Annotated in this window: 24 protein-coding genes; 15 read left to right on the forward strand and 9 right to left on the reverse strand. The window is 66.4% G+C overall.

The features are described 5' to 3' along the window. The first annotated feature begins 71 nt into the window (after positions 1-71). The 4 genes from CTR55_RS04135 to CTR55_RS04150 all read left to right on the forward strand — a co-directional run bounded on the left by CTR55_RS04135 (position 72) and on the right by CTR55_RS04150 (position 5488). A complete protein-coding gene (locus CTR55_RS04135) occupies positions 72-3275 on the forward strand; it encodes an efflux RND transporter permease subunit (protein ID WP_296284279.1) in 3204 nt (1067 codons plus the stop codon). 5 nt (positions 3276-3280) lie between these two features. After that, positions 3281-4708 carry a TolC family protein gene (locus CTR55_RS04140; RefSeq protein WP_296284280.1) on the forward strand — a complete coding sequence of 476 codons (1428 nt, stop codon included), beginning with the start codon at positions 3281-3283 and terminating at the stop codon, positions 4706-4708. A gap of 266 nt (positions 4709-4974) precedes the next feature. Further along, the gene (locus tag CTR55_RS04145; protein WP_296284281.1) at positions 4975-5169 is read left to right on the forward strand and encodes a hypothetical protein; all 195 of its coding nucleotides are present in this window, start codon (positions 4975-4977) and stop codon (positions 5167-5169) included. A 118-nt stretch (positions 5170-5287) separates the two neighbouring features. Next, on the forward strand, positions 5288-5488 hold the full coding sequence (locus CTR55_RS04150) for a hypothetical protein (RefSeq protein WP_296284282.1): 201 nt from the start codon (positions 5288-5290) through the stop codon (positions 5486-5488). Between the two features lie 113 nt (positions 5489-5601). Here CTR55_RS04150 and CTR55_RS04155 read toward each other — a convergent pair whose 3' ends face one another. Genes CTR55_RS04155 through CTR55_RS04165 form a run of 3 tightly spaced genes read right to left on the reverse strand, consistent with a single transcriptional unit; the run spans position 5602 to position 7914 of the window. Next, positions 5602-6798: a CynX/NimT family MFS transporter gene (locus tag CTR55_RS04155; RefSeq protein ID WP_296284396.1), complete on the reverse strand. Its 1197-nt coding sequence runs from the start codon at positions 6796-6798 to the stop codon at positions 5602-5604. A gap of 8 nt (positions 6799-6806) precedes the next feature. Next, positions 6807-7262, reverse strand: a complete 456-nt coding sequence (locus CTR55_RS04160) for a nucleoside deaminase (RefSeq protein ID WP_296284283.1) — start codon at positions 7260-7262, stop codon at positions 6807-6809. Between the two features lie 16 nt (positions 7263-7278). Beyond that, the gene (locus tag CTR55_RS04165) at positions 7279-7914 is read right to left on the reverse strand and encodes an ankyrin repeat domain-containing protein (protein WP_296284284.1); all 636 of its coding nucleotides are present in this window, start codon (positions 7912-7914) and stop codon (positions 7279-7281) included. 124 nt (positions 7915-8038) lie between these two features. Between CTR55_RS04165 and CTR55_RS04170 the strand changes: the two genes are divergently transcribed. Next, the gene (locus tag CTR55_RS04170; RefSeq protein WP_296284285.1) at positions 8039-8926 is read left to right on the forward strand and encodes a LysR substrate-binding domain-containing protein; all 888 of its coding nucleotides are present in this window, start codon (positions 8039-8041) and stop codon (positions 8924-8926) included. On the opposite strand, the gene CTR55_RS04175 is transcribed toward CTR55_RS04170, so the two are convergent. Both CTR55_RS04175 and CTR55_RS04180 read right to left on the reverse strand, forming a co-directional pair. Next, entirely contained in the window at positions 8910-10973 is a 2064-nt protein-coding gene (locus CTR55_RS04175) for an EAL domain-containing protein (RefSeq protein ID WP_296284286.1), read from the reverse strand. The genes CTR55_RS04170 and CTR55_RS04175 overlap by 17 nt on opposite strands. 91 nt (positions 10974-11064) lie before the next feature. Further along, entirely contained in the window at positions 11065-12138 is a 1074-nt protein-coding gene (locus CTR55_RS04180; protein ID WP_296284287.1) for a metallophosphoesterase, read from the reverse strand. A gap of 117 nt (positions 12139-12255) precedes the next feature. Between CTR55_RS04180 and CTR55_RS04185 the strand changes: the two genes are divergently transcribed. After that, a complete protein-coding gene (locus CTR55_RS04185; protein ID WP_296284288.1) occupies positions 12256-13683 on the forward strand; it encodes a glycosyltransferase family 39 protein in 1428 nt (475 codons plus the stop codon). A gap of 26 nt (positions 13684-13709) precedes the next feature. Here CTR55_RS04185 and CTR55_RS04190 read toward each other — a convergent pair whose 3' ends face one another. After that, positions 13710-14732, reverse strand: a complete 1023-nt coding sequence (locus CTR55_RS04190) for a metallophosphoesterase (RefSeq protein WP_296284289.1) — start codon at positions 14730-14732, stop codon at positions 13710-13712. A 195-nt stretch (positions 14733-14927) separates the two neighbouring features. On the opposite strand from CTR55_RS04190, the gene CTR55_RS04195 reads away from it, so the two are divergent. Together CTR55_RS04195 and CTR55_RS04200 are read left to right on the forward strand one after the other, a co-directional pair. After that, on the forward strand, positions 14928-16376 hold the full coding sequence (locus tag CTR55_RS04195) for a glycosyltransferase family 39 protein (protein ID WP_296284290.1): 1449 nt from the start codon (positions 14928-14930) through the stop codon (positions 16374-16376). A 74-nt stretch (positions 16377-16450) separates the two neighbouring features. Further along, complete coding sequence (locus CTR55_RS04200) at positions 16451-17539, forward strand: FUSC family protein (RefSeq protein WP_296284291.1); 1089 nt, start codon at positions 16451-16453, stop codon at positions 17537-17539. A 31-nt stretch (positions 17540-17570) separates the two neighbouring features. Here CTR55_RS04200 and CTR55_RS04205 read toward each other — a convergent pair whose 3' ends face one another. Continuing rightward, positions 17571-18344 (reverse strand): 3-oxoacyl-ACP reductase family protein, encoded by a 774-nt coding sequence (locus tag CTR55_RS04205; RefSeq protein WP_296284292.1) that lies wholly within the window; start codon positions 18342-18344, stop codon positions 17571-17573. Positions 18345-18466: 122 nt separating this feature from the next. Between CTR55_RS04205 and CTR55_RS04210 the strand changes: the two genes are divergently transcribed. After that, positions 18467-19390, forward strand: a complete 924-nt coding sequence (locus CTR55_RS04210; RefSeq protein WP_296284293.1) for a LysR family transcriptional regulator — start codon at positions 18467-18469, stop codon at positions 19388-19390. A 126-nt stretch (positions 19391-19516) separates the two neighbouring features. On the opposite strand, the gene CTR55_RS04215 is transcribed toward CTR55_RS04210, so the two are convergent. After that, positions 19517-19855 carry an I78 family peptidase inhibitor gene (locus CTR55_RS04215; RefSeq protein WP_296284294.1) on the reverse strand — a complete coding sequence of 113 codons (339 nt, stop codon included), beginning with the start codon at positions 19853-19855 and terminating at the stop codon, positions 19517-19519. A gap of 234 nt (positions 19856-20089) precedes the next feature. On the opposite strand from CTR55_RS04215, the gene CTR55_RS04220 reads away from it, so the two are divergent. Continuing rightward, complete coding sequence (locus CTR55_RS04220) at positions 20090-20464, forward strand: hypothetical protein (protein WP_296284295.1); 375 nt, start codon at positions 20090-20092, stop codon at positions 20462-20464. A gap of 35 nt (positions 20465-20499) precedes the next feature. Here CTR55_RS04220 and CTR55_RS04225 read toward each other — a convergent pair whose 3' ends face one another. Beyond that, positions 20500-21372: a LysR family transcriptional regulator gene (locus CTR55_RS04225; protein WP_296284296.1), complete on the reverse strand. Its 873-nt coding sequence runs from the start codon at positions 21370-21372 to the stop codon at positions 20500-20502. A gap of 108 nt (positions 21373-21480) precedes the next feature. Between CTR55_RS04225 and CTR55_RS04230 the strand changes: the two genes are divergently transcribed. The 5 genes from CTR55_RS04230 (at position 21481) to CTR55_RS04250 (ending at position 24325) form a co-directional block, all read left to right on the forward strand. Beyond that, positions 21481-22263, forward strand: a complete 783-nt coding sequence (locus CTR55_RS04230; RefSeq protein WP_296284297.1) for a gamma-glutamyl-gamma-aminobutyrate hydrolase family protein — start codon at positions 21481-21483, stop codon at positions 22261-22263. Continuing rightward, the gene (locus CTR55_RS04235) at positions 22260-22583 is read left to right on the forward strand and encodes an antibiotic biosynthesis monooxygenase (RefSeq protein WP_296284298.1); all 324 of its coding nucleotides are present in this window, start codon (positions 22260-22262) and stop codon (positions 22581-22583) included. Before CTR55_RS04230 ends, CTR55_RS04235 begins: the two co-directional genes overlap by 4 nt. Before the next feature lie 92 nt (positions 22584-22675). Continuing rightward, positions 22676-23137 (forward strand): hypothetical protein, encoded by a 462-nt coding sequence (locus tag CTR55_RS04240; protein WP_296284299.1) that lies wholly within the window; start codon positions 22676-22678, stop codon positions 23135-23137. 20 nt (positions 23138-23157) lie between these two features. Beyond that, the gene (locus CTR55_RS04245) at positions 23158-23583 is read left to right on the forward strand and encodes a VOC family protein (RefSeq protein WP_296284300.1); all 426 of its coding nucleotides are present in this window, start codon (positions 23158-23160) and stop codon (positions 23581-23583) included. A gap of 121 nt (positions 23584-23704) precedes the next feature. After that, positions 23705-24325: a C40 family peptidase gene (locus tag CTR55_RS04250; protein ID WP_296284301.1), complete on the forward strand. Its 621-nt coding sequence runs from the start codon at positions 23705-23707 to the stop codon at positions 24323-24325. Positions 24326-24401: the final 76 nt, after the last annotated feature.

A 24401-nucleotide genomic window follows, 5' to 3' on the forward strand; every position in this document is an offset into this window, starting at 1 on the left:
GTCCCACCAGGGCCTTGGGTGACCTTTGTCCCGGGTTTGGCGAACCGCAGCGTTCGCGACAGGAACCAGCCATGAATTTTTCCCAGTTCTTCATCCAGCGGCCGATCTTCGCTGCCGTGCTTTCGCTGATCATTCTGATCGGCGGGGCCATCTCGCTGTTCCAGCTACCGATCAGCGAATACCCCGAAGTGGTCCCGCCCACCGTGGTGGTGCGCGCCAACTTCCCCGGCGCCAACCCCAAGGTGATCGGCGAAACCGTCGCCGCGCCGCTGGAACAGGCCATCACCGGCGTCGAGAACATGCTCTACATGTCCTCGCAGTCCACCGCCGACGGCAAGATGACCCTGACCATCACCTTCGCCCTGGGCACCGACCTGGACAACGCGCAGGTGCAGGTGCAGAACCGCGTCACCCGTACGCAGCCCAAGCTGCCCGAGGAAGTCACGCGGATCGGCATCACCGTCGACAAGGCCTCGCCCGACCTGACCATGGTCGTGCACCTGACCTCGCCGGATAACCGCTACGACATGCTCTACCTGTCCAACTACGCCATCCTCAACATCAAGGATGAGCTGGCGCGCCTGGACGGTGTGGGCGACGTGCAGCTGTTCGGCATGGGCGACTACTCCCTGCGCGTCTGGCTGGACCCGAACAAGGTCGCCTCGCGCAACCTGACCGCCACCGACGTGGTCGCGGCGATCCGCGAGCAGAACCGCCAGGTCGCCGCCGGTTCCCTCGGCGCCCCGCCGTCGCCGAGCGACACCAGCTTCCAGCTGTCGATCAACACCCAGGGTCGCCTGGTCACCGAGGAAGAGTTCGAGAACATCATCATCCGCAGCGGCCCGGACGGCGAGATCACCCGCCTGAAAGACATCGCCCGCGTCGAACTCGGCTCCAGCCAGTACGCCCTGCGTTCGCTGCTGGACAACCAGCCGGCGGTCGCCATCCCGATCTTCCAGCGTCCCGGTTCCAACGCCATCGCCATCTCCAACCTGGTGCGCGAGAAGATGGCCGAGCTGAAGAAGGACTTCCCCCAGGGCGTGGACTATTCCATCGTCTACGACCCGACCATCTTCGTCCGTGGCTCCATCGAAGCCGTGGTGCACACCCTGTTCGAAGCGCTGATCCTGGTGGTGCTGGTGGTCGTGCTGTTCCTGCAGACCTGGCGCGCCTCGATCATCCCGCTGGCCGCCGTGCCGGTGTCGCTGATCGGCACCTTCGCGGTGATGCACTTCTTCGGCTTCTCGCTCAACGCGCTGTCGCTGTTCGGCCTGGTGCTGGCCATCGGCATCGTGGTGGACGACGCCATCGTCGTGGTGGAAAACGTCGAACGGAACATCGGACTGGGCCTCACCCCCATCGAGGCGACCAAGCGCGCCATGAAGGAAGTGACCGGGCCGATCATCGCCACCGCGCTGGTGCTGTGCGCCGTGTTCATCCCCACCGCGTTCATCTCCGGCCTCACCGGGCAGTTCTACCGGCAGTTCGCTCTGACCATCGCGATCTCCACGGTGATCTCCGCGTTCAACTCGCTGACCCTGTCGCCCGCGCTGGCCGCCGTGCTGCTCAAGGGGCACCACGAGCCGAAGGACCGCTTCTCGGTGCTGCTGGACAAGCTGCTGGGCAGCTGGTTGTTCCGCCCGTTCAACCGCTTCTTCGACCGCGCCAGCCACGGCTATGTCGGCACCGTGAGCCGCGTGCTGCGTGGCAGCTCCATTGCACTGATCCTCTATGCGGGGCTGATCGGCCTGACCTACCTGGGCTTCTCCAGTACCCCGACCGGCTTCGTGCCGCAGCAGGACAAGCAGTACCTGGTGGCCTTCGCGCAACTGCCCGACGCCGCCACGCTGGACCGTACCGAAGCGGTGATCAAGCGCATGTCGGAAATCGCCGGCAAGCACCCGGGCATCGAGCACACCGTGTCCTTCCCTGGCCTGTCGATCAACGGCTTCACCAACAGCCCCAACAGCGGCATCGTCTTCACCCCGCTCAAGGACTTCAGCGAGCGCAAGGGGCCGGGCATGTCGGCCAACGAGATCGCCGCCGAGCTGAACAAGCAGTTCGCGGATATCCAGGACGCCTACATCGCCATCTTCCCGCCGCCGCCGGTACAGGGGCTGGGCACCATCGGCGGCTTCCGCCTGCAGATCGAGGACCGTGGCAACGCCGGTTACGAGGAGCTCTACGCGCAAACCCAGAACATCCTCAACAAGGCCCGCGCGCTGCCGGAGCTGAACCCCATGTCGGTGTTCACCAGCTACCAGGTGAACGTGCCGCAGGTGGATGCCGCCATCGACCGCGAGAAGGCCAAGACCCACGGCGTGGCGATCAGCGATATCTTCGACACTCTGCAGGTCTACCTCGGCTCGCTGTACGCGAACGACTTCAACCGCTTCGGCCGCACCTACCAGGTGAACGTCCAGGGCGAGCAGCAGTTCCGTCTCGAACCCGAGCAGATCGGCCAGCTGAAGGTGCGCAACAACCTGGGTGAAATGGTGCCGCTGGCCACCTTCATCAAGATCAGCGACACCTCCGGTCCCGACCGCGTGATGCACTACAACGGCTTCATTACCGCCGAGATCAACGGCGCCGCCGCACCGGGCTACAGCTCCGGCCAGGCCGAGGCCGCCATCGAGCGCCTGCTCAAGCAGGAGCTGCCCAATGGCATGACCTACGAATGGACCGAGCTGACCTACCAGCAGATCCTCGCCGGTAACTCCGCGATCTACGTGTTCCCGCTCTGCGTGCTGCTCGCCTTCCTGGTGCTGGCTGCGCTGTACGAGAGCTGGGGCCTGCCACTGGCGGTGATCCTGATCGTGCCGATGACCCTGCTGTCGGCCATTGCGGGCGTGATCCTGTCTGGTGGCGACAACAACATCTTCACCCAGATCGGCCTGATCGTACTGGTGGGCCTGGCGTGCAAGAACGCGATCCTGATCGTCGAGTTCGCCAAGGACAAGCAGGACGAAGGCATGGACCGCCTGAGCGCGGTACTGGAAGCCTGCCGCCTGCGTCTGCGGCCGATCCTGATGACCTCCATCGCCTTCATCATGGGTGTGGTACCGCTGGTGCTGTCGTCCGGCGCCGGCGCCGAAATGCGCCATGCCATGGGTGTCGCGGTGTTCTCCGGGATGCTCGGCGTGACCTTCTTCGGCCTGCTGCTGACCCCGGTGTTCTATGTGCTGATCCGCCGCTTCATGGAAGAGCGTGAAGCGAAGAAACAAGCGCGTGCCGCCCTGAGCCACACGACCCATAACGAGGCCCACCAGGCATGAGCGTCATGACCATGAATGCTGTGAGCAAGAATGCCGTGAAACTGTTCGTCCCCTCCCTGCTCGCGCTGGCCCTCAGCGCGTGCATGGTCGGCCCTGACTACCAGAAGCCGGACACCGCGCCGGCCCAGCTGGACGGCAACGCCCAGGTGCAGAACTACGACCGCAGCCGTTACGAAGACGCCTGGTGGAAGCAATTCGACGACCCGGTACTGACCCAGTTGGTCGACCAATCACTCCAGGAAAACCGCGAGCTGCGCGTGGCCTATGCCCGCGTGCTGGCTTCGCGAGCGATCCGCGACGACGTCGCCAACAACCGTTTCCCTACCGTCACCAGCCGCGCCGAAGGCCAGGTCGGCAAAGGCCAGGTGCCCGGCCAGACCGAGGACCGGGTCAACCAGGAGCGCTACGACCTGGGCCTGGACATGATCTGGGAAGTCGACCTGTTCGGCCGTGTGCGCCGCCAGCTGGAATCCAGCGACGCGCAGAGCGAAGCCATCGTCGCCGACCTGCAGCAGTTGCAGGTCAGCCTGATCGCCGAGCTGGCCGACGCCTACGGGCAACTGCGTGGCGCGCAACTGCGCGAAAGCATTGCCAGGAGCAACCTGGAGAACCAGCGCGAATCCCGCGACCTGACCATTCAGCTGCGTGACGCTGGCGTGGGTAACGAGCTGGACGTGCAGCGCGCCGAAGCGCGCCTGGCCGCCACCGAAGCCAGCGTGCCGCAACTGCAGGCCGAAGAAGTGCGCCAGCGCAACCGCATCGCCACCCTCCTCGGCCAGCGCCCGGATGCACTGACCGTCGACCTGGCGCCGAAGAAACTGCCGGCCATCGCCAAGGCCCTGCCGATTGGCGACCCCGGCGAGCTGCTGCGCCGCCGTCCGGACATCGCCTCCGCCGAGCGCCGCCTGGCGGCCGCCACCGCGGACGTGGGCGTGGCCACCGCCGACCTGTTCCCGAAGGTCAGCCTCGGCGGCTTCCTCGGCTACACCGCCGGCCGTGGCTCGCAGATCGGTTCGTCCGCCGCCAGCGCCTGGGGCGTGGCCCCGAGCATCACCTGGGCGGCCTTCGACCTGGGCAGCGTGCGGGCCCGCCTGCGCGCTTCCAAGGCGGATGCCGATGGCGCCTTGGCGACCTACGAACAGCAGGTGCTGCTGGCCCTGGAAGAGTCGTCGAACGCCTTCAGCGACTACGGCAAGCGCCAGCAGCGCCTGGTGTCGCTGGTGCGCCAGTCCGAAGCCAGCCGCAACGCCGCGCAGCAAGCCGGCCTGCAATACCGCGAAGGCACCGTGGACTTCCTCAACCTGCTGGACGCCGAGCGCGAACAGTTGGCCGCCGAGGACGCCCAGGCCCTGGCGGAAGTCGACGTGTATCGCGGCATCGTGGCGATTTACAAGGCCCTTGGCGGCGGCTGGCAGCCGACGCCGGCGGCCTGATCGATCCTCCCCGGTCGAGAATTTCTCGACCTTCTGGCCCTGCGGTCTGACGCTCCGGACCGTGGGGCTTTTTTATGTCCGGATGGACAGGTTCTGGCGCAACCCGTCACCTTCTGACGCGGAGGGGCCAGCGCAGAGGGACGTTGGTTCCAGAATCTGTCAGAAACCTAGATACCGATCAGTATTTTCCGATAGCAATCGGAAATAAGCTGAAGCCGGTTCGAATTCAGAATTCACTGACGTCACGAATCAGGGAAATCCGCTCAGTGTCCAGCGCCGAGGTCGACAGTACCCCATCGAAGTCCACCCACGAGGAATTGTGCAAACTGCTGCAATGCGTCCGCCGTGGCGAGGTCATTCACCCCCACCTGAAGGAACTGCTCGTGCATCTTGGATTCGCCGAATACCGCTTCCTGGCGTTGGCACTCACTGACAAGGGCCGGCAACTGGTCGGCCCCTGAAGCTTGGGTTGAACGCTGCGGCCCGCTATGATCCGGACCCGCCTGCCAGGGATCAAAGTTGCTCTACCCGGTCCTGGCCTAAGCTTTATCTATCGGATATTTCAGACAAGGACTCGCCGTGGACGCCACTGCTCATTTCATTCCCCTGGACCCCACGTCCCTCTTCATCACCCTCGGCATCATCGTCTTCGGCATGTTCATGCTGGGCATCGGCTTCACCATCCGCCAGCGCCCGGTGGGTGTGTTCCTGATGTGGGTCGGCACGCTGAGCATGCTGTCGATCATCGCTTACCGCATCTACGTCGCCACCTCGGTCTAGGCCGAGGCACGCCTGAAAACCATCGCGGACGGAGTCCGCTCCTACGATAAGTGAAGGCCCGCGTAGGAGCGGACTCCGTCCGCGATTGGCATCCGACGACTCCGAATCCCCCGCTATCGCGCCATCGCCCGCGCATAGCCTTTGGGCGAGAAGCGCAGGGTCACGCCCAGCATCAACACCACCGACACCGCCAGCAGGATCCAGGAATCCTGGAAGCTGCCGGTGCTGTCGCGCAGCCAGCCGGTGACGTAGGGCACGATGCCGGTGACGATAAAACCGATGCCCTGCACGAAGGCCGCCAGGCGTCCGGCCGCGCCAGCGTCGGCGAGGTGATCCAGGGTCAGGGTGAGGCTCAGGGCGAAACAGGCGCCGAGGCCGTAGCCAATCAGCCCTACCCAAAGGCCCGGCAGATGCAGCGGCGCCGAGATCAGCCCGACGAACCCGGCGAGCTGGATCAGCAGGCACAGGCACAGCCAACCACGGCGATCCAGCGAACCACGGATCAGCAGCGGGATGCTCAGTGCGGCAATCACCTGGAAGATGGTCATCAGGCCGATCAGTTGGCCGCTCGCCTGGGCCGTCCAGCCCAACTGCCGGTAATACACCGGCAGCCACGCCACCATGCTGGTGTAGCCGCCATTGATCAGCCCGAAGTACAGCGCCAGCAGCCAGGCGCGGCGGCTACCGAAGTAGTGCTGGGCCTTCTGCCCTGGCGGCGCGGCCACGGGTGTTTCCCGCGGGCGTGCCACGGTCCACAGCAGCAGGCCGACGATGGCCAGTAGCAGCCAGGCACCCAGGCCGTCCTGCCAGCGTTGGAAGTGCTCCGAGACCACCGGCGCCAGCACCGCCGCGCTGCCGCCGCCAGCCATCAGCGACGCCGAGTAAAGGCCCATGGCGGACGGCACCTTGTGCGGGAACCAGCGCTTGATCACCCCTGGCACAAACGCCTGAATCACCGCCACACCACAGCCCGCCAGCACCGCGCTGGCGATCAGGGCGAAGCCGCTGTCCAGCAGCAGCCGCCAGAAGCACGCCGCGCCGATGGCCAGCAGGCCGAGCACCATACCCCGGCTCTCGCCCAGGCGCGGGCCGACCCAGGGCAGGCCCAGGGCGAACAGGCCCATGCACAGCACCGGCAGCACCGTGAGCATCGACAGGCCCTGGAAACCAAGGCCGGTGGCCTCGTGGATATCCGCCAGCAGCGGGCCGATGGACGTGAGGATCGGCCGCAGGTTGATGCCCAGCGCGACGATCACCAGCAGGCCGATCCAGCCGGCGTGGCTGTTGCTCTGTTCTGCCGGCAGGGCCATGCCACGGCTCACGAACGCTGCTCCTGCCAATACTCGTACAGCCCGTTCTCGTCGCCGGGACGCAAGGCGCGCAGCGACACGGCCTGCCATTGCGGCGGCTGGGTCATCTGCTGGTACACGGTGGCGGTCGACAGCCCGAACGGCTCGCCATCGTCGTTGGAATAGGCGAAGTACGCGCCCTCCACGCCGCACAAGTGCATGGCCGCCAGGCACATCGGGCACGGGTGGCCGCTGGCGTAGATCACGCAGCCGTCCAGGCGCGAGGAGCCCAGCACCGCCGAGGCGCGGCGGATCGCCAGCAGTTCGGCGTGGGCGGTAGGGTCGAGATCCAGGTGGATGGCGTTGGCGGCGCGGGCGATCACCCGGCCGTCCTTGACCAGCACGGCGCCGAACGGGCGGCCGCCGGCCTGGATGTTGTCGCGGGCCAGTTGCAGGGCCTCGCGCATGAAGACTTCGTGTGACATGGCAGTTTCCAATCGATCAATGCGCGCCGGCGATTTCCAGCATCCTGGCGATGGTGGTCTGGTTGCGCTGGCGGGCGTGTTGCAGCGGCGTGATGCCGTCGTTGTCGGCCAGGTTCAGGTTCGCCCCGGCTTCTATGAGTTGTTTCACGATGGCCTGGTGGCGCGGGCCGCCGTCGCTGAGCAGGATGGCTTCGAGCAGGCCGGTCCAGCCCAGCTTGTTGACGTGATCGGGATCGACGCCGGCCTTGAGCAGAGTCGCCACCACTTCCACATGGCCGCGCTCGCAGGCCGGGATCAGCGCCGTGCCGCCATAGCGGTTGGTGCTGCGCAGGTCGGCGCCGTGGGCCAGGGTCAGCTGGAGGATTTCCAGGTGTCCCGCCGCACCGGCCAGCAGGTAGGCGCTGTCGTGGATACGGTTCTGCCGGTTGACGTCGGCGCCAGCAGCCACCAGCAGCCGCGCAACTTCCACGCGGTTGTGGGCGGTGGCCAGCAACAGCGGCGTGTTGCCCTGCGCGTCGGTCACATCCACCGGTACGCCGCGCTTGAGCAGGGCCGTCACTTCAGCTTCGCGGCCTTCGCTGGCGGCACCCAGCAGTGCGTCCGCCGCAGCGCGGCTGCTCACGTCTTCGGTCTGAACAGTCGGCATGTCCATTGGCGCTCCCCCGTGACGGCTGTGGTGCCGCGACTCACGCTCGGATAAATGAAGAGGGGCAGTATGACGAAGGGATCTTCTATGCTGAAATTAAATAGAAACATGACTTTCAGTGGGAATCACAATGCTTGACCCGAACCTGCTGCGCAGCTTCGTGATGGTGGTGGATGCCGGCAATTTCACCCGCGCCGCCGAGTTGCTGCACCTCACCCAGTCCACCGTCAGCCAGCAGATCCTCCGCCTGGAACAAAGCCTGGACTGCCGATTGCTGGACCGCAGCCAGCGCCAGGTGCTGCCCACCGAACAGGGCGAACAGCTGCTGGGCTACGCGCGGCGCATCCTCGAACTGGGCTCGGAGGCACGCGAGGCACTGAGCAGCGAGCACAGCGAAGGCGTGCTGCGCCTGGGCATGCCCGAGGACTTCGCCGGCGAGCGGATGATGCCGCTGCTGGCGGCCTTCAGCGCGGAACGCCCGAGGCTGCGCCTGGAAGTCTCCAGCGGCCTCAGCCAGGAACTGCTGCGCCAGTACCGCAGCGGCGAGCTGGACCTGGCGCTGGTCAAGCAATGGGGCGCGGACAGCGACTGCCTCGCCCACTGGCCCGAACCCCTGGCCTGGCAGGACAGCGCCGCCACCCCCGCCGCCGCGCGTGATCCGCTGCCACTGGTGGTGTTCCCGCTGGGTGCGCTGTATCGCCAGGAGATGATCCACGCCCTGGAGGCCAGCGGCCGGCGCTGGCGCATCAGCTACAGCAGCGCCAGCCTGGCGAGCCTGTCAGCGGCGGTGGCGGCGGGCATGGGCGTCAGCCTGCTGCCCCTGCGCGGCCGCCACGAAGGCCACCGCGTGCTGACCGCTGAAGATGGCTTCGCGCCCATCGAGGGGCTGGAACTGGCGCTCTACGCCCGCCCGGAACTGGGCAGCGCCGGACGCAGACTGTGCGACCAACTGCGCGAACTGTGCGCGCAGCTCGCAGCGATTGCGCCGGAAACTGAAGGGCTCAGGCCGGAACGCTGAGACGGTCGAGGAACTGTTCGGCCGGCACCGGCTTGCCGAGCAGGAAGCCCTGCAGCGAATCGCAGCCCAGGCGGGTCAGGAAGTTCTGCTGGCCGGAGGTTTCCACCCCTTCGGCAACGATCCGCAAGTCCAGCGCCTGGCCGAGGGCGACGATCGCCGAGACGATGGCGGCGTCGTCGCTGTCCTGCTCCAGATCGCGGACGAAACCGCGGTCGATCTTCAGCTCGTTGGCCGGCAGGCGCTTGAGGTAAAGCAGGCTGGAGTAGCCGGTGCCGAAGTCGTCGATGGACAGGTCCACGCCCATGTCCGACAGCCTGCCGAGGATTTCCAGGCTGGAATCGGCGTCGCGCATGGCGGTAGTTTCGGTGATCTCCAGGGTCAGGCAGCGTGCCGGCAACTGGTGGCGCTCCAGCGCGTCGGCCACCGTCTGCACCAGCGCGGCATGGCAGAACTGCAGCGCCGAGAGGTTCACCGCCACCCGCCAGCTTTCGCGACCTTGCAGGTACCACAGGCGCATTTGCCGGCAAGCCTCGTCCAGTACCCAGTCACCGATGGGGATGATCAGCCCGGTACGCTCGGCCAGGGCAATGAAGGTGTCGGGCATCAGCAACCCGCGCTGCGGGTGCTCCCAGCGCAGCAGCGCCTCGGCGCCGATGGGCTCGCCGCTGGCGGCGAACTTGGGCTGGTAATGCAGGGTGAATTCCCGCCGTTCCAGGGCTGCGCGCAGGTCATGCAGCAGTTGCAGATGGTTGCGCGCATTGGTGTTCATCGACTGCTCGAAGAAGCTGTAGCCGTTCTTGCCATTGCCCTTGGCGTGGTACATGGCGGCGTCGGCGTTGCGCAGCAGTTCGTGCTGGCTGGCGCCGTCGCCGGGATAGACCACGATGCCGATGCTGGCGGCGATGCGCAGTTCCTGCCCGGCAACCAGGAACGGCTGGGCCAGCAGGCTGATCTGCTGCCCGGCGACGGTCACTGCGTCCTCGGCCTCGGCCAGTTCGGCAAGCACCACGAATTCGTCGCCGCCAATGCGCGCCACGGTGTCTTCGCTGCGCAGGCTGTCGCGCAGGCGCTGGGCCACGGCCTTGAGCAGCAGGTCGCCGACGTGGTGGCCGAAGGCGTCGTTGACCGGTTTGAAGCCGTCCAGGTCGAGGAACATCAGCGCGAAATGCCCGCCGCCGCGCTGCACCTTGCCGATCATCTGTTCGATACGGTCTTCCAGCAGGATGCGGTTGGGCAGGCGCGTGAGGTTGTCATGCAAGGCGAGCTGGGTCAGTTCCTGGTTGGCCTGGGCCAGCGACGAGGTGAGCTGCGCGGTGCGTGATTCCAGGCGCGCATCCAGCACCGAAGTGAGCAGTGCAATACCGATCACCGTCAGGGTGACGATGATGATCAGCAGCGCCAGCCAGCCGCTGTCCAGGCCGCTGGGGGATGCGCCGCAGAAGCTGCCTTCGGGAAAGCGCGCGGCGGCCATGCCGGTGTAGTGCATGCCGACGATGGCCACGCCCATCACCAGCGCGGCTCCACCACGGACCAGACGCACGTAGGGAGTGTTCTGCCGCAGCTTGAAGGCGATCCACAAGGCGGCGCCGGAAGCCGCCACGGCGATCACCAGCGACAGGCCGAACAGCATCGGGTCGTAGTCGATACCCGGCTGCATCAGCATCGCGTACATGCCCAGGTAGTGCATGCAACTGATCCCCGCGCCCATGGCCAGCGCACCGCAAACCAGTTGCCAGAACGGCAGGCGGTCCTGGCTGACCAGCGCCAGGGCGAAGCCCGAGCTGAGCACGGCAATGGCCAGCGACAGCAGCGTCAGGGTGAGGTCGTAGCCCAGCGGGATGGGCAGGCTGAAGGCGAGCATGCCGATGAAGTGCATCGACCACACGCCGATGCCCATGGCCACCCCGCCGCCGCCGACCCACAACAGCACCGGCCAGCCGCGGGTGGTCGCGATGCGCCCGGCCAGGTCCAGGGCCGTGTAGGACGCCAGCATGGCGACGCACAGCGAAATCAGGACAAGGGAGGGATCGTAACTACCGGTAAGCATGGGGGCTCTCTGATGGACTCAAGCACTGATGGCCGCACGCAGTTCATGCGCGCAAAAGTCCGGGATTCTATCGAAATCCCCTGCCCCGCAACTACTGGCCAGTGGCCCTGTTCGTCGCCAATTTCGCACCATCGTCCTGTTTCAGGCAGTCCTGGGCCATCCCCCGGCAATTGCGTGCCCAGAGGAAAACCTGCTCACGCTGTCCCGCCGGGTCGTAGTAGGCCAATTGCAACCGCTCCGGGCTGAAGGCCAGCCGCGCGAACCCGTGCTGCTCAACGGCGAACAGCGTGCCATCGGCCGGAGCGCCCGGCCTGATCCCATCGAGGGTCTGACCGCCGCCGCCGGACACCAGCCAGGCCGGTTCGCCGGGGCGGACGATGACCTCCTGGTTGTGCTCGTGGCCCGACAGGTAGAGGTCCACGCCACTGTGCTGCATCGCTGGCAACAGCTGTTGCAGCAACTCCTGATCATCGCCGTGCTTGCCGCCACTGCTGCGGATCGCGTGGTGGGCCACCACCATCTTCCACAACGGCGCCGGGCCCGGCCGGGCGAAGGCCGTCTGCAGGAAGCCCGCCTGGCGCTGACGGCCGGCGGCGTCCTCGGAAGTATCCAGGAACACCACGCGCAGCAAGGGGCGGCCCTCGGCCTCGCCGAAATCGCGCGCATAAAAAGGCTCGGGCATCTGCCAACGAGCGGAGCCCGCGGCCTTGCGGGCGTAGTCCAGCTCGACGGCAGCCGAATCGGGATAGTCGTGATTGCCCAGCACCGCATAGAACGGCACATGGCTGAGCCAGTGTCCGTGATACACGCGTTCGAACTTGAGCTGCCACTCCGGGTCGTCGAGGCCCGACAGGGCCTTGCCGTAGAAGTTGTCGCCCAGCAGCAAGACCATGTTCAGCCCGCCTTCCTGCTCGGCCACGCGCTCCATGCCTTCGGCCACGCGCCATTGCTGCAGGTTGCCGCTGCCCTGGTCGCCCAGCGCCAGCAGGGTTATCTGCGAGGGGCTCTGGCCCGGCACGGGCGTATAGGGCGACGGCGGAACCAGCACCATGAAGCCGGCCAGGCACGCCGCCACCACGACCAGTACCACAAGGGCCAACAGCAGGTAGCGCCGGCGATAGCGGCGCGCAGGGGGAGCACTGGGGTGAGGCAGGTGAACGGACATGGCGACCCCTGGGGAGTACCGGGCGAGGGTCGCAGTGAATCACCGCGAAGGTTAATTCCGCGTTAACGAAATGTCGCCTATACATGCTGGCATTCTCTTGCACCGACGGAACCTGCCATGCCCCAGCGCCGCCACCTTGTCCTGCTGCTCCTGCTCGGTGGCCTGCTGTTCTTCTGCGCGCTGGGCAACCACCAGTTGCAGGGCTCCACCGAGCCACGAGTGGCGGGCATCGCGATGGAAATGCACCTCGACCGGGACTGGGTGACGCCGCGCCTGAACGGCCAAGCATTCCTGGAAAAGCCGCCACTGAGCCTGTGGCTGGACGTCGCCGCCATCCGCCTGTTCGGCCCGACCGCCCTGGCCGTGCGGCTGGCCTCGGCGTTCGCCGGGCTGTTTTGCGTGCTGCTGCTTTACGGCACGCTCCGGCGTGTTGGTCGACCCACCACGCTGGCGCTGCTCGCCTCGCTCATGCTGATGACCCTGGCGAGCTTCTGGGCCAATGCCCGCCAGGTCGGCGAGGACGCCCTGCTCAGCCTGGGGGTGACGTTGGCGCTGCTGTCCTTCCTGCAAGCCTGGCTCAAGCCACCGGGCCGCCCGCGTGATTGGCTGCTGTTCGCCGTGGGGATTGCCCTCTCTACCCTGAGCAAAGGCGTGCTGGGCCTGGCGTTGCCGGGCGTGGTGATTTTCGCCTGCCTGCTCTGGGACAGCCTGGCGCGGCGCCGGCTGGAAGTCTCCGCCTGGCTGCGACCGCTGTTGTGGACGCTGCCGGGCCTGTTGCCGCTGCTGGCCTGGCTGCTGCTGCTCGACCACGACGGCGGCAGCGCAGCGCTGCAGGAAATCCTCTGGACCAACAGTGTCGGGCGCTTCAGCGGCTCGTTCAGCGAGGCTGGGCATTTCGAGCCCTTCTACTACTACCTGGTGCGCCTGCCGCAGGCCTTCCTGCCGTGGAATATCCTGCTCTACCTGGGCCTCTGGTATTTCCGCAAACGCCTGGCGCGGGACCGCTATCTGCTGTTCTTCTGCCTGTGGCTGGCGGCGCAGTTCGCCCTGCTCACCCTCGCCTCGAGCAAGCGCATGGTCTACCTGATGGCACTGGCCCCGGCAGCGGCGGTGATCGCCGCCGAGTACAGCCATGTTTTCCTGCCGCACTGGCACGCACAGGCGTCGCGGTGGATGCGTGGAGTCGCTTTGTTCCTGGCACTGCTGGTGCCCACCTGTTACCTGGGCTACGCAATCTGGATCGAACCGCGCGCCGACCAGAAGGAGTCCTTCCTGCCGTTGACCGAACGCATCCGCCAGCACCAGATGGCCGGGCGCCAGGTCGCCCTGTTCCAGCCCAGCGAGCGCCTGGCCGGCGCCAGCGTGTTCTACAGCCGCAGCCTGCTGCCGGCCCTGCAGACCCGCGAGGAGCTGACCGCCTACCTCAACCAGCCGGACCAACACATCGCCCTGCTGGAAAGCGAGAGCGTGCCGCAGGCACCCCTGAGCGTGCTGCAGCACTTCCGCGTGGGCGAGCGCGACTACTACTTCGTCGGCCAGCAGTAGCCGGGAGACAGATCCCCGCTCTGGGGCTACTGCTCAGGACTCTCGGAGGAGGCACTGTTCCTCGCCAACTGAGGCGCCTCTTCGGGTTGCAGGCAGCCTTCGGCCATCCCGGTGCAGGAGCGAGCCCAGGTGAAAGGGTGCGCCTGACCACCATCGGCATCGTAGTAGACCACCTGCGCCTGCCCGGACGTGAAGGCCAGCCGCGCAAAGCCATGCCGGCGCTCGGCGAGCATCACATGGGAATCCGGCGACTTGGGCGGCTGCGCCCTGGCTCTCGTCGTATCGAGTTCGTTGCCGCCACCACCGGAGATCAGCCAGGCAGGCTCTCCCGGGTGCAGGATCACCTGCTGGTTGTGCTCATGGGCGGAGAGGTAGATGTCCACCGCGCTCTGCTGCATGGCCGGCAACAGCAGGTCCATCAGCGGCTGGTTGTTGCCCCGATCGCCGCCGGCGCGTATCGCATGGTGCGCAACCACCATCTTCCAGATCGGTGCGGCCCCGGGCTTGGCGAAGGACTCCCGCAGGAATTGCGCCTGGCGCTGCAGGCCGGCGGCGTCCTGGGAGCTGTCGAGGAACACCACGCGCAGCAGCGGGCGCCCGTCCACTTCACCAAAATCCTGCGTGTAGTACCGATCGGGCATCTTCCAGCGACCGGAACCCAGGCCACGCCGGCCGTACTCCAGCTCCACGGCAGCGGAATCGAAGTCGTGATTGCCAAGTACTGCATAGAACGGCACACGCCCAAGCCAGTCGCCCCGATAGACGCGCTCGAACTTGAGCTGCCAGGCAGAATCGCCGACGCCCGACAGGTCCGGGCCATAGAAGTTATCGCCCAGCAACATCACCATGTTCAGCCCGCCGACGCTTTCCGCAACCCGCTCCATGCCCCGTGCCACGCGCCATTGCTGCAGGTTACCGGTGCCCTGGTCCCCCAGTGCCAGAAGCGTGACCTGCGCAGGATTCTGCCCGGATAGCGGCGTGTAAGGCGATGGCGGCACGAAGGCCTGGAAGCCGACCAGGCAGGCCACGATCCCGAGTAGTGCGGCCAAGATAAGCCACAAGGAGCGCAAAGGCCGTTTACGTGGCTTCTGGAAAAACAGACCTGGAGTATTGCTGAACATGCCACCCCTCCTGGGGATTTTGCGTACAAAAAGTCGGCGCAGTGAATCATCGTGCGCAGAAATTTCGCACTCACGGACACCGCCTGAATCTGCAGGCTTTTCTGATATCCAACGGAAATTTCCATGTCTCTTTACCGCCACCTCCTCGTACTGCTCCTACTCGGCGGCCTCCTGTTCTTCTTCGGACTGGGCAACCACCAATTGCACGAATCCACCGAGCCCAGAGTCGCGGGCATCGCCATGCAGATGTATCTGGACGGGGATTGGGTGATGCCACGCCTGAACGGCATGCCTTTCCTGGAAAAGCCGCCGTTGAGCCTGTGGCTGGACGTCACCGCCCTGCATCTGGTCGGCCCGACGCCATTGGCCGTTCGCCTGACCTCGGCGTTCTCCGGCCTGTTCTGCGTGCTGCTGCTCTACGGCGCGCTGCGGCGCGTCAGCCGCGCCCCTGGGCTGGCGCTGCTGGCGGCGCTGATGCTGATGACCCTGGGAAGTTTCTGGGGCAACGTGCGCCAGGTGGGCGAGGACGCCTTGCTCACCCTTGGCGTGACCCTGGCGCTGCTGTCGTTCCTGCAGGCGTGGCTCGAACCGCCGGGCCGCACACTGCACTGGCTGGGATTTGCCACAGGCATCACCATCGCCACTTTGACCAAGGGCATGCTGGGCCTGGCGCTGCCGGGCGTGGTGATTTTCGCCTGCCTGTCCTGGGACAGCCTCGCGCGGCGCCGCCTCGATATCACCCACTGGCTCCGCCCGCTGCTGTGGACGCTGCTGGGCCTGGTACCGTTGCTGATCTGGCTGTTGTTCCTCTACCGCGCGGGCGGCAGCGCGGCCCTCAAGGAAATCCTCCTGACCAACAGCGTTGGGCGTTTCGACGGCTCGTTCACCGAGGCCGGGCACTACGAGCCTTTCTACTACTACCTGGCACGCCTCCCGGAAGCCTTCCTGCCCTGGAACCTGCTGCTCTACCTGGGGCTATGGCGCCTGCGCAAACGGCTGGCCGGCGACCGCTACCTGCTGTTCTTCTATCTCTGGCTGGCCGCGCAGTTCGCGCTGCTCACCCTCGCCTCCAGCAAGCGCATGGTCTACCTGACATCGCTGGCGCCGGCCGCCGCGGTCATCGCCGCCGAGTGCGCCAGGGAGCTGCTGCAGCGCTGGCGCACCCGCCATGGCGATCCTGCGGCCTGGATTCGCCACCTTGGCCTGGGCCTGGCACTGGTGATTCCGGCCTGCTATCTGGGCTACGCGCAATGGGGCGCTCCGCGTGTCGACCAACGTGAGTCCTTCCTGCCGTTGACCGAGCAGATACGCCAGCACCAGCAAGCCGGGCGCAAGGTCATGCTGTTCCAGCCCAGCGAGCGCCTGGCGGGTGCCAGCGTGTTCTATACCCGTAGCGTGCTGCCGGAGCTCAAGACCACCGAGGAGCTGGTGGCCTTCGTGAGCCAGGCAGATGCCAACGTTGCCGTACTGGAGAGCCAGTCTCCTCCCCAGGCACCGCTGAAGGTGCTGCAACGCTTCAGCGTCGGCTCGCGTGACTACTACTTCGTCGGCCGGCAACCCGCGCAAGATTGACCCAAAGCCGCCCCTCTCGGCCGAGAGGGGCTACCCTTGCTGCATCGCCACCGCCCGCACAGGAGCCGCTTCCCTTGGCGAAGCAACCTTCGATCCTCACCTTGCCCTTCCGCCGCCTGGCCAACCCCTACACCCGCTACCGCTACGCCGCCTGGATCCACTGTGTGCGCGTCGGCCTGGCGCTGCTCGCCTCGATGCTGCTGACCAGCGCGCTGAAGCTGCCCCATGGCCTGTGGGCCTCGGTGACGGTGCTGGTGGTGATGGGCGGGCTGGTGCACCAGGGGACGATTCGCGGCAAATCCTACGAGCGGGTCATGGGCACGCTGGTAGGCGCAGCACTGGGCCTCTGCGTGATCGCGGTCTATGACCAGACGCGATCGCTCACCCTCACCTACCTGCTGATGTCGATCCTCGGCGCCGCCTCGGCCTTCTACGCGATCCGCCGGCCCGGCTATGTGGCGCTACTGGCGGGGATCACGATGTGCATCGTCGCCGGCCCCGGCGAGACCGGTTTCACCGAAGGGTTGTGGCGTTCGGCCAACGTACTGATCGGCGTCGCCGTGGCCCTGGCGTTCTCGCAGATCTACCCGTTGCGCGCGGTCTACGTCTGGCGCTACCTGCTCTCGGACAACCTGCGGGCCTGCGCGCGGATGTACGGGCAGCTCTCCTCCAACCACGACTTCACCGCCGAGCATTTCGCCCGCCAGCTGGAGGAGCTGGACCACCGTCTGGTGGCGTCACGCGCGCACCTGGGGCCGGTATCACGGGAGACCGGCATGCCGCTGCGCGAGCTGGAGATGCTGCAGCGCATCCACCGCGCCATCATGGGCACCCTGGAATCGCTGATCGCCTCCCGGCAGTTCGCCGCGCAGGCCGGGGAGATAGAACCGGTGCCGGCCAGTCTCGACACGCACCGGCAGATCATCGGCCGCTTGTTGCTGCAATCGGCCCATGCCTTGAAGTTCAGCCGCACCAGCAAGCTGGTGCAGGCCTGCCAGGGCCTGGAAAGCCTGCCGATGCGGCCGCACAACCTGACCGACTCCTTCGAGAAGCAGGGGTTCTACTGGCTCACCCTGCGCCTCTACGAGCAGGTGGAGATGCTCTCGGAAAAACTCGCCAGCACCTCCGAACACTGGAACATCCAGAGCCGCGACCGGGCCTGAGCCCGGCCGCGCTGCTCTCATCAAGCGCCTATCAGGCGCCGAAACCGCCGTCGATAGTCAGGCTGGCACCGGTGATATAGCCAGCTTCCGGGCCCGCCAGGTAGGCGACGAAGGCGGCGATTTCTTCCGCGCGGCCATAACGCCCTACCGCCATCAGGTCCATCAGCGAGGCCGCGAAGTCGCTGTCGGCGGGGTTCATGTCGGTGTCCACCGGGCCGGGCTGCACGTTGTTCACGGTGATGCCGCGCGGGCCGAGGTCGCGAGCGAGGCCCTTGGTCAGGCCGACGATGGCCGACTTGCTCATGGCATAGACCGCGCCACCGCCGAAGGGCATGCGGTCGGCGTTGGTGCTGCCGATGGTGATGATGCGCCCGCCCTGCCCCATGTGCCGCGCGGCGGCCTGGGTGGCGACGAAGACACTGCGCACGTTCACCGCCAGGGTGCGGTCGAGGTCTTCCAGGCTGAACTCTTCCACCGGGGCGATGGCCAGCACGCCGGCGTTGTTCACCAGGATGTCGATGCCGCCCAGGCGCTGGGCGGCAGTATCGATGGCCTGTTGCACCGACGCTGCATCGCCGCTGTCGGCTTTCAGCGCCAGGGCGCGGCCGCCGGCGGCTTCGATGCTGGCGGCGAGGTCTTCGGCCTTCTGCGCCGAGCTGACGTAAGTGAAGGCCACGGCGGCGCCTTCGCGGGCCAGGCGCTGCACGATGGCGGCGCCGATGCCGCGGGAACCGCCCTGGACGAAAGCGACTTTACCGGTGAGCGGCTTCGAGGTGGAGGGCGAGGTGGTTTGCGTGGTGGTCATTTCGTGTCTCCAGGAATCTGGTGGGGGAGTCAGTTCGACGGGGCCAGTTTCGCGCTCGCACTCCTGACCCGGTAGCCAGTAATCGCTATATTCAGTCGATACCAAACGTACGGAATACCCCCATGGAAAGCCTGATCAGTATCGAATGCTTCGTTCGCAGCGCCGAGGCGGGCAGCTTCGCCGCTGCCGCTCGACGCCTGGGCCTGACGCCAGCGGCGGTGAGCAAGAACGTGGCGCGGCTGGAGAGCAACCTGGGTGTACGGCTGTTCCAGCGTAGTACCCGCAGCCTGGCCCTGACCGAATCCGGCGAACGGTTTCTCGACGAAGCCAGCGGCGGCCTGGCCAGCCTGCAGAGCGCCATCGCCAATCTGGCCAGCGCCGATGGCCAGCCCAGCGGCATGTTGAAGGTGAGCATGGGGCTGGTATTCGGCCGCGACTACATCCTGCCGCTGCTGGGGGATTTCCTCGGGCGCTACCCGGCGATCCGCCCGGACTGGCACTTCGACAACCGCCAGGTCGACCTCATCGCCGAGGGCTTCGACGCGGCCATCGGCGGCGGCTTCGAGCTACCGCCCGGCATGGTGGCGCGCAAGCTGAGCCCGGCGCACCTGGTGCTGCTGGCCTCGCCGGCCTACCTCGCCGGGCGCCCGGCGATCCGCTACCCGTCGGACCTGCCCAGCCACGACGGCATCCGCATTCGCTCGCCGCAGACCGGCCGCGTGCGCCCCTGGCCGCTGACCAATCGCCAACAGGCCCAGGCACCCATCGCGCTGAAGGAACGCATGACCTTCAGTGACCCGGAGGCCGCGTGCGTCGCCGCGCTGATGGGCCTGGGCGTCACCCTGGTAAGCATGCAGCATGCGGTGCCCTACCTGGACGACGGGCGCCTGGTGCGCGTACTGCCGGAGTGGTACGTGGACGCCGGCAACACCGCGCTCTACTACGCCGCGCAGAAACTGCTGCCAGCCAAGACGCGGGTGTTTGTCGACTATGTGATCGAGCACTTCCGCAAACACGCACTGGACCAACGCTTCAGTGCGCTGTGAAACACAACCACTCGCGCACCTTGCTCGGGATCGACGGCTGCACCAGGACCGCCAGGCGCTGAGCGCCCCATGAAAAAGCCCCGCCTGGGCGGGGCTTTTTCATGGGGCGGGTTCACCGGAAACGGCTCAGCCGCAGGAGACCTGCTTCACCACCTGGTTCCCGTCGACATCGATATTCAGGCGCTGCGAGTTGTACTCCATGGTCACCGGCTGGTGCGGGGTGAGCACGCGAGCGACGCTAGCACCGGCATCGCGGCGGGCTTCCTCGGTCAGGGTCGGGGTGATGACCTTGCCGACGATCGCCTGCACCGCCTTGGCGTTGCAGGTGCCGGTCATGGCAGCCGGGTTGTCCGCCGCCGGTTGGGTGGCATCGGACGAGGAATCCTTGGAGCTGCAGCCAGCCAGCGTGGCGACTGCCAGAAGCGGCAGCAGCGCGCGCTTCAAGGACAAGGGGTTCAAGGGCATGAAAGGTCTCCCTGGTTCTTCTGGAAAGTTCTGAAAAAACGCGAAAGGCGCCACCTTACCAGCCCAACGGCTGCGGCGGCGCGCCGGATGTATTGCAAGCTGATGCACGAAATGCCCGTCGCAGAGCCGTACAGCGCCATTTACACAACCTTTACACCGGCGGCGTTACGATTCGTTCAAGGCAGATGTCTCATAGATACCGGAATCCTCGCCGGGTTCCTCAGGAGGTGCATCATGCTTCGCCGTCTCCCCCAGGTTGCCCTGTTTTGCGCCGGCCTTGCCCTCGCCGGCCAGGCCGCGGCCAACAGCAACACCGATGCCGCCGCGATTGGCGCCGTGGTCGGTGCCGTGGTCGGGGGTGCAGTGGTCGCCGGGTCACAACCCGCTCCGGCCCCCTATTACGCACCGCCGCCCCCGGTGGCCTATTACCCGCCGCCACCGGTGTACTACCAGCCGGTGCCGGTCTACCAACCCGTCTACCAGCCGGTCTACCGCCCGGTCGTGGTGGTGCCCGGCCCGCGCTACTACGGCCCGCCCCGCTACTATGGCCCGCCGCGCTATTACGGACCGGGCTACTACGGTCCGCCCGGCCACTATCGTCACTGGTAAACAAAAGACCCCGCTTTCGAGCGGGGTCTTTTCATTCAGGCGGTCAGCCGGATACTCCCGGCCAGCTCCTCGAACAAGGTCACTACCGCTCGCAACGCACGGCAGTCCGGGCGGGTCAGCAGCCACAGGTGGGTGCTGCAACCAGGCAGTTCCGATTCCAGCACTTGCAATCCATCGCCGGGGCGCAGCAGGAACGCCGGCAGCGCTGCCAGGCCAAGCCCGGCGCGGCAGAGATCGAGCACCGAGAGCATGCTGTTGCAGCGATAGGCCGGCACCACCGCCGGAAACGCCTGACGCCGCCAGGCGACGCTGGAGTGGTCGGGAAGAAATTCGTCCGGGGCGATCCAGCTCAGCTCCTGCCACGGACGCTCGCCCTGCTCGGCGAGGTAGTCGCGGTGGGCGCAGAGCATGTAATGCACCTCGCCCAGGTTGCGTCCGACCAGATGTTCCGGTGGCGCGCTGGTCAGGCGCAGGGCGATGTCGGCGTCACGGCGGCTGAGGTTGGCGAAGGCGTTGGAGGTCGTCAGCTCCAGATTCAGCGCTGGGTAGCGCTTCATGAAGCGTGCCAGGGCTGGCAGCAGCAGACCTTGCAGTACCGTATCAGAGCAGGTCAGGCGCACCGTGCCGCTGAGCACGTCATGCCCCTGCTCCAGACCCAGGCGTGCCGCCTCCAGCGCCTGTTCGGCCAGTTCTGCCTGGGTCGCCAGTTGCTGCGCGGTCGCCGTCGCCAGGTAGCCGTTGCGGCCCTTCTCGAACAGCGCGGTGCCCAGCGCCTTCTCCAGCCGGCGCACTGCGCGGAACACGGTGGAGACGTCTACCTCCAGCAATTCCGCAGCACGCGCAAGGCTGCCACCGCGCACCAGGGCCAGCACCAGGGCGAGATCGGCGTATTCCAATCGGTATTGCATTGACGCACTCCAAGGTTGCGCAACCGCCCATTTTCGATTGCGCTTGCGCAACTATAAATTGCTGCCCATGGGCTCGCCAATGGGCCACGACGCCAGGGGGAACAAAGCATGGGAAAACGTCGTAAAGCACTGCGGATCGGCCTGATCGGCGACCGCGACAGCCGCGTCACCGCCCATTGGGCGATTCCCCTGGCCCTGCAACAATCGCTGCTGCCACATTCGGGCACCTTGCGAGTGGACTGGCTGGATACCCCGCGCCTCGCCGCAGGCCTGGAGCTGGAAGCGTACTCGGGCTTCTGGGGCATCCCCGGCAGCCCCTACCTGAGCACCGAAGGCGCCCTGCGGGCGATCACCTTCGCCCGCGAAAACCGGGTGCCTTTCCTCGGCACCTGCGGCGGCTTCCAGCACGCCCTGCTGGAACGCGCCCGCAATGTCCTCGGCTGGAGCGACGCGGCCCACGCAGAGATGGACCCGGAAGCGGCCCGTCCGGTGGTTCATGCACTGCCCTGTTCGCTGGTGGAAGTCAGCGAGACCATCCGCCTGGTGCCTGGCTCGCACCTGGCGGCGATCTATGGCCTGCCGGAGATCCGCGAAGGTTATCGGTGCAGCTATGGGGTGAACCCGGCGTTCCAGGACGAATTGTTCGGCGATTCGCTGCGCGCCTGCGCCCATGGCGAGGACGGCAGCATTCGCGCGCTGGAGGCGACCGACCATCCGTTCTTCGTCGCCACCCTGTTCCAGCCCGAGCGCAAGGCGCTGGCCGGTATCGCCGTGCCGCTGGCCGAAGCGCTGTTGTCCGCCGCCTTTCGCCAACAATCCAGCCGAGAATCCAGCCGCCAATCCAGTCCAGTGTCCAGTCCAGAACCCAGCCGCATCGGGAGCCCCGCATGATCGCCAGCACGCCGCAACCACCCTACTACGCCGTGACCTTCACCTCCTACCGCACCGAGCAGGAGGAAGGCTACGGCACCACCGCCGAACGCATGCTGGAACTGGCCGCACAGCAGGATGGATTCCTCGGCGTCGAGTCCGCCCGTGGCACCGATGGACTGGGCATCACCGTGTCGTACTGGCGCGACGAAGCGGCCATCCGCCACTGGAAGCAGCAGGCCGAGCACCGCATGGCCCAGCAGGCCGGCCGCCGCGACTGGTACAGCGCCTTCCGCGTGCGCATCAGCCGGGTCGAGCGCGAGTACGGCTTCGAACGCTGAGCGACCCGTACTGGCCCAGACACGACATGCCGGGTTCGATGCCCGGCGCACATCGTCTAGGCTGGTCCCCATTGAGCAAGGGGGACCGACGCATGCACCGACAAGCCAGTGAACTGCAGGCCGCCTACCTGGGCGAAGTCCGCGGTGAGAACTTCTTCCTCGGCCTGGCCGAGCAACTGCCGGAGGGGGCCGCCTCGATGCTCCTGCTGGCACGCCTGGAGCGCCAGACCAGCTTGCGCATGGCGCGCCTGCTACAGCGCCACGGCCTGCCGCTGGGCGACACCGCGCATGCCGCCGCACAGGGTCGCCAGCGCGCCGCCGACTGGCTCGGGCTCGACTGGCCACAGACCCTGGAAAAGCTCGAAGTGCTGGTGGAGCCCTACGTCCAGCGCTACGACAGCCTGGCTGCCCTGGGCGACGACGATGACCGCGACATCCTCGACGACTTCGCCGAGCACGAAAGGGCCCTGCTGGAATTCACCCGTCTCGCCCGCGAAGGCCAGATGAATGCGGCGAAAGCCACCATCACCCGCCTGCTGGCCGTCCCGGCCTGAACCTGACAGGGAGTTCGTCCATGGCGCTATCACCCTTCCACCTGGCCATCCCGGTCTACGATCTGGCCCTGGCCCGGCGCTTCTACGGCGAAGTGTTCGGCCTCAGCGAGGGGCGCAGCAGCGCCCAGTGGGTGGACTTCGACTTCTTCGGCCACCAGTTGGTGATTCACGAACATCCACGCACGGCGAACCAGGAAGCGGCACACACCAACGCCGTGGACGGCCACGACGTGCCGGTGCCGCACTTCGGCGTGGTGCTGCCGTGGGAGGACTGGGAGCGATTGGCGCAGCGGCTGCGCGAGCGCGGCACACAGTTCGTCATCGAGCCCCACGTGCGCTTCCAGGGCCAGGTGGGCGAACAGGCCACGCTGTTCCTCTTCGACCCCTGCGGCAATGCCCTGGAGTTCAAGGCTTTCAAGGACATCGGCCAGTTGTTCGCCCGCTGAAAGTGCCGATCGTCCTTGATGGAATTTGCCTTCACTCCTAATGGAAATATCCTACATCGACATTCCCTAGCCATTCCTAGGATGGCGCCCGTCTCCCCCGTTCACCCCAAGGTGACCCGACGTGCGCCCTCTCTGCTGGCTTCCTCTCTATCTGCTCTGCACCCTGGCTTCGCCAGTGGTGCTGGCCGATGATCTCGATGCGCCCGACTGGCGCCGCTACGGAGCGGCCGCCGTCGACCAGACATTCCTGCCCACCGGCCATTCGGCGCGCGCAGGTACCTCCCGGCAATTCACGCGACCACGAGCAGGCAACCGTTACGGCACCACGCTGCCCGTTGCACGCAGCGCAGCCGGCAGAGCGGATACCTCGCGCATCATCGCCCGCGCCTACGAGCTGATCGGCACGCCCTACCGCTGGGGCGGCCAGACCGAGGAAGACGGCTTCGACTGCAGCGGGCTGCTGGTCTACCTCTACCGCAGCATTGCCCACCGCAAGCTGCCACGCACTACCCACTCGATGATCGCCCAGCGCCACAACGCAGTGGAGCGTGACGAGTTGCAGCCCGGCGATGCGGTGTTCTTCAACCATAACGGCGAAGGCGGTACCAGCCATGTCGGCCTGTACATCGGCGATGACCGCTTCATCCACGCCCCGAGCACCGGCAAGAGCATTCGCATCGACTCGCTGGACAACAGCTACTGGCGGCGCAGCTACACCACCGCGCGGCGCTTCAGTGGCTGAAGCGATAGAAAGCGAACACGGGTCACTACCCGAGGCGGCAATCAGAAAATGCCTACATGGTTTTGCAGATTCCCCA

It is taken from the genome of Pseudomonas sp. (genome assembly GCF_002796985.1).
Taxonomy (GTDB): Bacteria; Pseudomonadota; Gammaproteobacteria; order Pseudomonadales; family Pseudomonadaceae; genus Pseudomonas.

Coding starts and splice junctions, on each gene's coding strand:
- CTR55_RS04135 (WP_296284279.1), top strand. CDS start 72: ATGAATTTTTCCCAGTTCTTCATCCAGCGGCCGATCTTCGCTGCCGTG.
- CTR55_RS04140 (WP_296284280.1), top strand. CDS start 3,281: ATGACCATGAATGCTGTGAGCAAGAATGCCGTGAAACTGTTCGTCCCC.
- CTR55_RS04155 (WP_296284396.1), bottom strand. CDS start 6,798: ATGGCCCTGCCGGCAGAACAGAGCAACAGCCACGCCGGCTGGATCGGC.
- CTR55_RS04160 (WP_296284283.1), bottom strand. CDS start 7,262: ATGTCACACGAAGTCTTCATGCGCGAGGCCCTGCAACTGGCCCGCGAC.
- CTR55_RS04165 (WP_296284284.1), bottom strand. CDS start 7,914: ATGGACATGCCGACTGTTCAGACCGAAGACGTGAGCAGCCGCGCTGCG.
- CTR55_RS04170 (WP_296284285.1), top strand. CDS start 8,039: ATGCTTGACCCGAACCTGCTGCGCAGCTTCGTGATGGTGGTGGATGCC.
- CTR55_RS04175 (WP_296284286.1), bottom strand. CDS start 10,973: ATGCTTACCGGTAGTTACGATCCCTCCCTTGTCCTGATTTCGCTGTGC.
- CTR55_RS04180 (WP_296284287.1), bottom strand. CDS start 12,138: ATGTCCGTTCACCTGCCTCACCCCAGTGCTCCCCCTGCGCGCCGCTAT.
- CTR55_RS04185 (WP_296284288.1), top strand. CDS start 12,256: ATGCCCCAGCGCCGCCACCTTGTCCTGCTGCTCCTGCTCGGTGGCCTG.
- CTR55_RS04195 (WP_296284290.1), top strand. CDS start 14,928: ATGTCTCTTTACCGCCACCTCCTCGTACTGCTCCTACTCGGCGGCCTC.
- CTR55_RS04205 (WP_296284292.1), bottom strand. CDS start 18,344: ATGACCACCACGCAAACCACCTCGCCCTCCACCTCGAAGCCGCTCACC.
- CTR55_RS04210 (WP_296284293.1), top strand. CDS start 18,467: ATGGAAAGCCTGATCAGTATCGAATGCTTCGTTCGCAGCGCCGAGGCG.
- CTR55_RS04215 (WP_296284294.1), bottom strand. CDS start 19,855: ATGCCCTTGAACCCCTTGTCCTTGAAGCGCGCGCTGCTGCCGCTTCTG.
- CTR55_RS04220 (WP_296284295.1), top strand. CDS start 20,090: ATGCTTCGCCGTCTCCCCCAGGTTGCCCTGTTTTGCGCCGGCCTTGCC.
- CTR55_RS04225 (WP_296284296.1), bottom strand. CDS start 21,372: ATGCAATACCGATTGGAATACGCCGATCTCGCCCTGGTGCTGGCCCTG.
- CTR55_RS04230 (WP_296284297.1), top strand. CDS start 21,481: ATGGGAAAACGTCGTAAAGCACTGCGGATCGGCCTGATCGGCGACCGC.
- CTR55_RS04235 (WP_296284298.1), top strand. CDS start 22,260: ATGATCGCCAGCACGCCGCAACCACCCTACTACGCCGTGACCTTCACC.
- CTR55_RS04240 (WP_296284299.1), top strand. CDS start 22,676: ATGCACCGACAAGCCAGTGAACTGCAGGCCGCCTACCTGGGCGAAGTC.
- CTR55_RS04245 (WP_296284300.1), top strand. CDS start 23,158: ATGGCGCTATCACCCTTCCACCTGGCCATCCCGGTCTACGATCTGGCC.